The following is an 8,093-nucleotide window of genomic DNA, read 5'->3' as shown; positions in this document are numbered from 1 at the left end:
TGCACACGAGCATACAGGGCAGCGGAGAACACCCGGCCTTCCCTGCGCAATGGCTTTACGGCTTATGCCGTGATCTCCCCGGAGACGAGTTCTTGGTTGACTCCGTCACCGCCGGTTCAGCTTGCGCTTAGCCGACGGCTTGACGCCTGCAACGGGCGCCAGGACCACACGGTTTTGCCGTACGCCCATCCACGCCGTCGTCTCAGCGTAAACAAGCGTCCACCGCAACCCGCCCAACGTCCGTGACGACGGCCGACGCCCTTCTAAGTAGGACGGGATAGCCAAACACATACCCCTGATTTTACTTCTGGTAAAAAGAAATATTTTTTATCTTGGGGCTTGACATGATTTACGAAAATCAGAACTGATTTGCCCGTCGGGTTGATTTGCCGCACTCCGCCGTCATTGCGCATCGAAAAAGAGGACCTACGGGACGGAACGCCAAAGCCTGGAATGCCAAAGCCTGAAACGTCAAAGCCCCGCCGATCTCGCCCGTGCGCTCTATGCCGCGCTGGCCGCCGGGGGGCCGGACTTGTCGGCCTATCGGTGGTCGGCGAAAGCGGCTTTTGCGGCTGTCGCGCCCGTCAATATCAGGTTACGGATGCAACCAGTTCCGGCTCGATATGCGGCACGGCTTCAACCAGCTCACGTGTGTAAGCGGTTTTCGGATTGTCGAACATCGCCCGGCTCTCGCCCTGTTCGACGATGCGGCCATTTTGCAGCACGATGGTTCGGTCGCACATCATGCGAACGACGTTGAGGTCGTGGCTGACGAAGAGGAAGGCCAAGTCATCCTCACGTCGCAGCCGGTCGAGCAGTTGCAGCACCACCGCCTGTACCGATACATCCAACGCCGCCGTCGGCTCGTCCAGCACCAGGAGGCGCGGCCGGCAGGCGATGGCGCGGGCAATGCCGACACGAGCCTTCTGGCCGCCCGAAAGCTGATGCGGGAAGCGCGTCAGCAATTCGACCCCCAATCCGACCCGTCGTGCACACTCCTCCACCCGCTGCCGCAGCGCGTCGCCGGCGCGCATGCCACCCAGCCGCAACAGCGGATGGGCGATGCAGTCAAAGGCGGTGAAGCGCGGGTTGAGGCTGTCGTTCGGATCCTGAAAGACGATCTGGATATCCTTGCGAAACGGCGAGCGGTGAAAATCGCGGGCCGGGATATGGCCGATCGACTGTCCTTCGAACGCGATCTCGCCCTCGCTCGGATCGATCAACCGGCAGATGATGCGCGATGTCGTGCTCTTGCCGGAACCCGACTCGCCGACCAAGCCGACGCTCTCGCCGGCATTGATCATCATCGAAAAGTCCGCGACCGCCGGGGCCCCCTGATCGAACCGCTTTGCGAGTTTCTGCACCTCCAGCAGCGGCGGCGTGCCCGGAGCAGCCGGCGATTTGGGTGCGACCTGGATCGCCACTTCTCGACCCCTCTCCTCTTCCGGCACCAAATCCGCGATCCGGGACGTCGCCGTGGGCGAAGCAGCCACAAGGCGCTTGGTGTAGGAATGCTGCGGCGCTCGGAACAGTGTCAGCGGTTCGGCCTCCTCGACCAGCCGGCCTTGCTCCATCACCACGACGCGACGACAGTAACGGGCGGCGAGACCGAGGTCATGGGTGATCAGAATGGTCGCCATGCCGCGCTCGGCCGCAATCCCGGTCAACAAATCCATCACGACCTTTTGCGTCGTAACGTCGAGGCCGGTAGTGGGCTCGTCGGCGATCAGCAGTGCGGGATTACAGGAAATCGCCATCGCGATCATCACACGCTGGCACATACCGCCGGAGAGTTCGTGCGGATAAGCGGACATCCGCTTTTCGGGATCGCGGATTTGCACGGCGCGCAACAGTTCCAGCGCCTGCGCGCGCGCCTGATCCCGCGGCATTCGCTTATGAGCCGTGATGGCATCGGCGATCTGGTCGCCGACGGCACGGATTGGATTGAGCGCTGCGCGAGGATTCTGAAAGATCATCGCCATCGCCGCGCCGTGCAGATGACGGAAATCACTCCCTGATATCCGCGTGATGTCCTGCCCGCGAAACCGGATATTGCCTGCCGTGATACGGCCGGCCGCATCCAGCAGCCGCGTGATCGCAAAACCCGTCACGGACTTGCCCGAACCGCTCTCGCCGACCAGGCCGAGCATCTCGCCCTCGCCGAGCGACAGCGTGACGCCACGCACCGCCTCGACAAGGCCACGCCGTGTCGAGAAAGTGACGTGCAGGTCGTCCAGTGCCAGCAGCGATGGGGTCATGTGCGCATGCGGGGGTCGAGAATATCGCGCACCCCGTCGCCGAGGAGGTTGAAGCACAGCACAGTCAGCATCAGCGCCAACCCGGGGAATGCAACCAGCCACCATTTGCCCGTCGAAATGAAGCGCGCGCCTTCGGCAACCATGATGCCCCATTCCGGCGTCGGCGGCTTGACGCCGAGACCGATAAAGGACAGTCCGGCCGCATTGAGGATCGCCCAGCCGAGATTGAGCGATATCTGCACCGCCATGGCCGGCAGCACGTTCGGCAGCAGGAAGCGCAGCACGACCGAGATGTGGCTGTCGCCGCAGGCGCGCGCCGCCTCGACCCAGCCGACATTGCGGCGGACGTTCACCTCCGCCCGCGCAAAGCGGATGTAGAACGGCAGATTGATGATGGCGGTCGCGATGATGATGTTCTCGACCCGGTTGCCGAGGGCCGCGACCATCGCCATCGCCAGCACGAAAAGCGGAAAGGCCATCACGACGTCGACAAAGCGGCCGACGCCGCGATCGAGACGGCCGCCGGTATAGCCGCAGATCGCGCCGATGACGGCGCCGATGGCAAAGGAGATCCCGACCGCCGAGACGGCGATGGCAAGGTCGAGTCGTGCGGCGACGATGAGGCGGCTGAATACGTCGCGGCCGAGCTGATCGGTGCCTGCGATGTGCGCCGCGCTCGGCGGCTGCAGCGCCTGCGATACATTCGAGACGATCGGATCGTACGGCACGATCCAGGGCCCGAAGATCGCAATCAACACCAGCAGGAAAACGCCGGTCGCGGCGACACCGGTGAGCGGATTGCCGCGCAGGATCCAGCCGGCATGGCGTAATGTCGCACTGGTCATCCGATTGTCACCCTGGGATCGGCGATACCATAGAGGATGTCCACCAACAAATTGACGATCACGAACACGGTCGCCATCAGCAGCACGAAGCCTTGCACCGGCGCATAATCGGAAGACAGCAACGCATCGAGCGCGTAGGAAGCGACGCCCGGCCACGAGAATACCTTTTCCACCAGCACATTGGCGCCGAGCATGGTCGAGAACACGATGCCGGCGATGGTGATGACCGGTAGGATGGCGTTGCGCAGTGCATAGGTGACGACGATTTTCCACCACGGAAGGCCCATGGAGCGCGCGGTGCGCACGAAATCACTGCCCAGCGAGACCAGCATCGAGGCGCGCGTGATGCGCGCCAGCGGCGCCACCACGAACAGCGCCATGCTGAGCGCCGGCAGGATCAGTTGCCGGAAGGCGGCCCACCAGCCATCGAAATCGCCGGCGATCAGGAAATCGATCAACAGGAAACCGGTTCGCCTCGGCGGCAGCGATGCGAAGATATCGACCCGGCCGGTCGGATCAGGCGCAAGCCCGAGCAGGTAATAGAAAACATAGATCAGCAACAGGCCCGAGACGAATGTCGGGACACAGACGCCGAGCGCGCAGAAAAATCGCACGCCGTGGTCGATGATGGAGCCCGGTCTGAGCGCTGCCAGCACACCGAGGGGCACCGCCGACACCAGCGCGATCAGCAGCGCCGTAAGCGTCAGTTCCAGCGAGGCCGGCAGCCGCTCGCGCAGATCCTTCGTGACCATTTGGCCGGTCATCATCGACCGACCGAGATTGCCGCTGCCGACGTCATAGAGATAGAGCATCAGTTGTTCGGGCATCGGCTTGTCGAGGCCCATCTGCTTGCGGATGACCTCGATCTCCTCCTTGCCGGAGTTCGGCCCGGAGGCGAAGAACACCGCCGGATCGCCCGGCAGCACCCGCATCAGCAGGAAGGTGAACACGAGCACGCCAAACAGCGCCGGTAGCGAGGACAGGAAACGCCTGCCCGCCCGTATCACCGTTGCTCCAAAGGCCGCCATCGTACCCGCCGGGTTACTTGCGACTGAGATCGCGATAATCGACCTGCCGGTGGAACTGGTAGGTGTAGCCTTCGACCGAGGCCGCCATGACCGCGTCCTGGCTGGGCTGCCAGAGCGGAATCTGCGGCATCTCGGTGAAATGGATGGCGTTGAGCTTCCTGCCGTCTTCCTCATACTTGGCCGCATCGGGTTCGAAGCGGGCCTTCTGCGCGATCTCCACCAGTTCGGCATTGTTGATCGACGAGTAGTTCCAGCGCTGATTGCCGGTGTAGAAGTTGCGGTAGAAATAGTCTGGCGAAGGCAACCAGGCGACGATGCCCTCGGTAAAGAAAGGCAGCTTCTTCTCGTTGATCTGCGTCGACATCTGCGCATCCGGCAGCTTCTGGATATCGACCTTGATGCCGATCTTGGCGAGCGACTCCTTCACTAGCGCAGCCATAGGCTCGGCGGTGGAAGCCTGACCGACGTTAAAGCTGAACGTGGTCGAGAAGCCGTCCGGCATGCCGGCCGCCTTCAGATATTCCCTGGCCTTATCGAGGTCGAGTTTCACCGGCTGCGGTACAGGATAGGCGCCGCTCGATGGCTTGCCATCAGCCCATGTTGCGCCAAACAGCGGCGACCCGCGGCTGAACAGCGCCGCCTTGAACATGTCGTCATAGGGCAGCGCAAAAGCGACGGCGCGGCGCACATTGACGTTGTCGAAGGGCGGGATTTGATTGTTCATCGAAACGAAGGTGACGGAATTGTATTGCGGCGTCGAGATCACCTTCAGCTTGGCTTTGGCTTCGAGCGACTGGACGTCGCTCGCCTGCAGATCGACGACGATATCGGCGTCGCCACGCTCGACCAGATTGGCGCGCGTCGCCGGCTCCGGCACCGACTGCACGATGACGCGTTTGAAGAACGCCGACTTGTCGGTCGTGCCGCGGTTCCAGGCCTCGTTGCGCACCATGATCACCTGTTCACCCGGCTTGAACGTCTCGATCCTGTAGGCGCCGCTGCCGGCCGTGTTCTCCTTCAACCACGCCGTTGCCCAGGGATCCTCTGCCGTCGCATGCGACTTGGCGACCTTGGAGTTGATGATGATCGGGTAGACGGTGGCGAGATTCGGTAAGGCCAGCTTGTCCGGCTTCGGCAGCGTCACCTCGATGGTCAAGGGGTCGACGACCTTGAACTGATCGGCTGATGTCAACGATCCCGTGAGAAGCTGCGCCTTGCCGAGGATCGGCGCCGTGACGACGCGGTCGAGCGACCACTTGACGTCATCAGCGGTGACCGGTGTACCGTCCTGGAATTTCGCGTCCTTGCGCAGGCGAAAAGTCATCTTCAGCCCGTCCGGGCTGACCTCGTAGGATTCCGCCAGCTCTCCGGTGATCTTGCTGAGGTCAAACACCCATTTGCCATTGAGTTGCTTGCGGCCAAATGACACGAGCCGGTCGTAGGTGCTGAGACTCACCGCAAAGGCTTCGCGGGTCGAACCCGGAACATTCGGCTCGAGCGTATTGACCGATGCGCCGGTGACGTAGCGCAGCGTTTCCGCGCGCGTTTGTGCCTGCACCGATCCGGCGGCCAGTGAAAACGCGACAAAGGCTACCGCCGAAAGCAGACGCCTGGATCCTGTAACGCCCATCGAACTTATTCCCTATATTGTCAGGTTTATTTTCTGAATGAGAACATCAACTTAAAGCAAGGGATATGCCAACCGGAACCGCCAGAGGCAGGAGCATAGTAGGTATGAGCCGAGCTTCCCAAACGCGGTTGAAAACCGTTCACCGTTCCTCACCCGTCGTGGATGCTTGCCGCACGACGACAGCCTGGGGCACGTCATACGCCTTGAACGAAGCCCAGTGCCGCTCGATGTCCGCGCGAAACAGGCCGCGTGTCAACCCGTGCACCAGCTTCGGCACGGCCGTGGTCATCGCATTGATCGATGAGCCCGAAGCACCGAAGCTCATGGTGGAGGCGATCGCGAAGACATGAATGTTCGCGATCCATGGTGTTTCACCGGCGACCCGCTCCATCAGCGCATAGTCGTCAGCGAGATAGGGAAAACGCCCGAGCCGCGGGCTGCGCTCGTCCGGCGGCGGCTGGTAGCGGTCGGCCCAGGTCGCGATGTTGGCGGCGCTGCTTCGCAGTTCGGGCCGGCCGGCAAAATTCATGTCGATCCCTGTGCCGCAGATCACGAAGTCGGCCGCGAACACGCCCCGCGGCGTCTGCAAGTCGACGCCGCAAGCCGTTTGCGTGGCGGCTTCGATCGGTGCCCCCTCCTGCAGGCGAAAATTGGGATGATGCGCGCAGCGGTCGTAGGTCGCTTGCGGAAAACCTTCCCGCATCTCCAGCACGGCGCGCATGAAGCGCCAGCGCCAGGCATCATCCAGATCACAGAAGTGACGCAGGAAGCCGCGGAACGTGAGCCAGCGGTAGGGCTGGATCACCTGGATCTCCGCCCTGCGGCAAAACAGATCCACCTCGGCCGCGCCTGCCTCCAGTGCGGTCGCTGCATTGTCGAAGGCCGAAGCGCCGGCGCCGATCACCGCAACATTCTTGCCGCACAAGCGGGCGAAGTCGATCGGCTGGGCCGCATGCGCGCAAACCGACGACGGCAGATGGCGTAGCGGCTCCGGAATGGTCCAGTCGCCCATGCCTTCCTGCCCCGTCGCCAGCACAATCTTGCGCGCAAAGACAATATCGAAACCATCAGCCGTCTTTACCTTGACCGCGAGCAATCCACCGGCCGCAGGCGAGATCTCGATAACCTCGCAACCATTCCGCACCGGCAGGTCCAGGATGCGCCTGAACCAGAGCAGATACTCCGCCCAAAGCTCGCGTGAAATCAGGTCGAGATTTCGCCAATCCCCCTCGCCGAAGCGCGCCTCGTGCCAGGACTGGTAGGTCAGGCTGGGAATATCAAGATCGGGCCCGGTGAAATGCTTCGGACTACGCAGCGTATGCATGCGGGCGTAAGTGAGCCACGGTCCTTCCTGCCCCTCCTCGGATTTGTCGAGCACGAGGATGTTGCGCACCTGCGAGCGCATCAGCCCAAACGCCGTCGCGAGCCCAGATTGCCCGGCGCCCACCACGAGCACGTCCAGCGCCGGTCTGCCGTCGGGCCCGAGCTTCGGCGTCAGCCACGCAGCATCCGGATGCGCGGTCTTTGCAAGATCGGCGCGAACCTGGGCTTCGAGAGCGAGCAAGCTATTCATGCCGCGAGCCATCCGCCATCCACCACCATCACGGTGCCGGTCGTAAAGGAAGACGCATCGCTGGCGAGGTGGAGCGCGGCCTGGGCCACCTCCTCCGCCTGGCCAAATCGCTTCATGGCATGGCGGTTGCGGGACGCTTCACGCACTGGTTCAGGGTCGGCATGGCGAGCAAAACTGCGTCGCAGCATCGGCGTGTCGATGGCGCCCGGCGCGATCGCGTTGACCCGGATTCCGTCCGTGGCGAAATCCACCGCCATCGTCCGGGTAAGGCTGATGATCGCGCCCTTGGCCGCGATATAGGCGCTGTTGCCCTTGCCACCGGCGATCGCCAGTTGCGAGGCGAGCGCAATGATCGAGCCGCTGCCTTGCCGCTGCATCTCGGGCACTGCCGCGCGTGCCCAGAGCCAGGTGCCGCCGACATTGGTGCGGAACACCGCATCCCAATCGGCGGGATCGGTGGTCAGCACCGTGCCGCCGCAGGAGAAGCCCGCCGCGGCCATCAGCACATCGAGGCGGCCGCGACGCGCTATGACATCGCCAACCACAGTTTGCGCGAAATCCGCCTCGCCGACATCGCCGACATGGAATGAAGCTTCACCCTTCACGCCGTCGATCGCCGCCAGCGTCTCCTGCAAACCCGCACTGTCGCGATCGACCAACGCGATAAAGGCGCCCTCCTTCGCAAACAGCGCCGCACTGGCGCGGCCGATGCCGGAGCCAGCGCCGGTTATGATCGCCGTCCGCCCTGTCAGTCTCATG

6 protein-coding genes are annotated in these 8,093 nt (G+C 63.0%); all 6 read right to left on the bottom strand.

Annotation, left to right across the window (positions count from 1 at the left end; translation table 11 throughout):
* Nucleotides 1-590 precede the first annotated feature (590 nt).
* On the bottom strand, nt 591-2,258 hold the full coding sequence (gene nikE, locus JQ597_RS08635; protein ID WP_212263766.1) for a nickel ABC transporter ATP-binding protein NikE: 1,668 nt from the start codon (nt 2,256-2,258) through the stop codon (nt 591-593).
* Nucleotides 2,255-3,103 carry an ABC transporter permease gene (locus tag JQ597_RS08630; protein WP_212263765.1) on the bottom strand — a complete coding sequence of 283 codons (849 nt, stop codon included), beginning with the start codon at nt 3,101-3,103 and terminating at the stop codon, nt 2,255-2,257. Before JQ597_RS08630 ends, nikE begins: the two co-directional genes overlap by 4 nt.
* Nucleotides 3,100-4,131 (bottom strand): ABC transporter permease, encoded by a 1,032-nt coding sequence (locus JQ597_RS08625; protein ID WP_212263764.1) that lies wholly within the window; start codon nt 4,129-4,131, stop codon nt 3,100-3,102. Before JQ597_RS08625 ends, JQ597_RS08630 begins: the two co-directional genes overlap by 4 nt.
* A gap of 13 nt (nt 4,132-4,144) precedes the next feature.
* Nucleotides 4,145-5,761: an ABC transporter substrate-binding protein gene (locus JQ597_RS08620; RefSeq protein ID WP_212263763.1), complete on the bottom strand. Its 1,617-nt coding sequence runs from the start codon at nt 5,759-5,761 to the stop codon at nt 4,145-4,147.
* Between the two features lie 139 nt (nt 5,762-5,900).
* Nucleotides 5,901-7,334 carry an NAD(P)-binding domain-containing protein gene (locus tag JQ597_RS08615; RefSeq protein ID WP_212263762.1) on the bottom strand — a complete coding sequence of 478 codons (1,434 nt, stop codon included), beginning with the start codon at nt 7,332-7,334 and terminating at the stop codon, nt 5,901-5,903.
* A complete protein-coding gene (locus JQ597_RS08610) occupies nt 7,331-8,092 on the bottom strand; it encodes an SDR family oxidoreductase (RefSeq protein ID WP_212263761.1) in 762 nt (253 codons plus the stop codon). Before JQ597_RS08610 ends, JQ597_RS08615 begins: the two co-directional genes overlap by 4 nt.
* Nucleotide 8,093: the final 1 nt, after the last annotated feature.

Source organism: Bradyrhizobium sp. AUGA SZCCT0177, from assembly GCF_018130125.1.
GTDB lineage: Bacteria > Pseudomonadota > Alphaproteobacteria > Rhizobiales > Xanthobacteraceae > Bradyrhizobium.
This window is presented reverse-complemented; position numbering and strand designations above follow the sequence as displayed.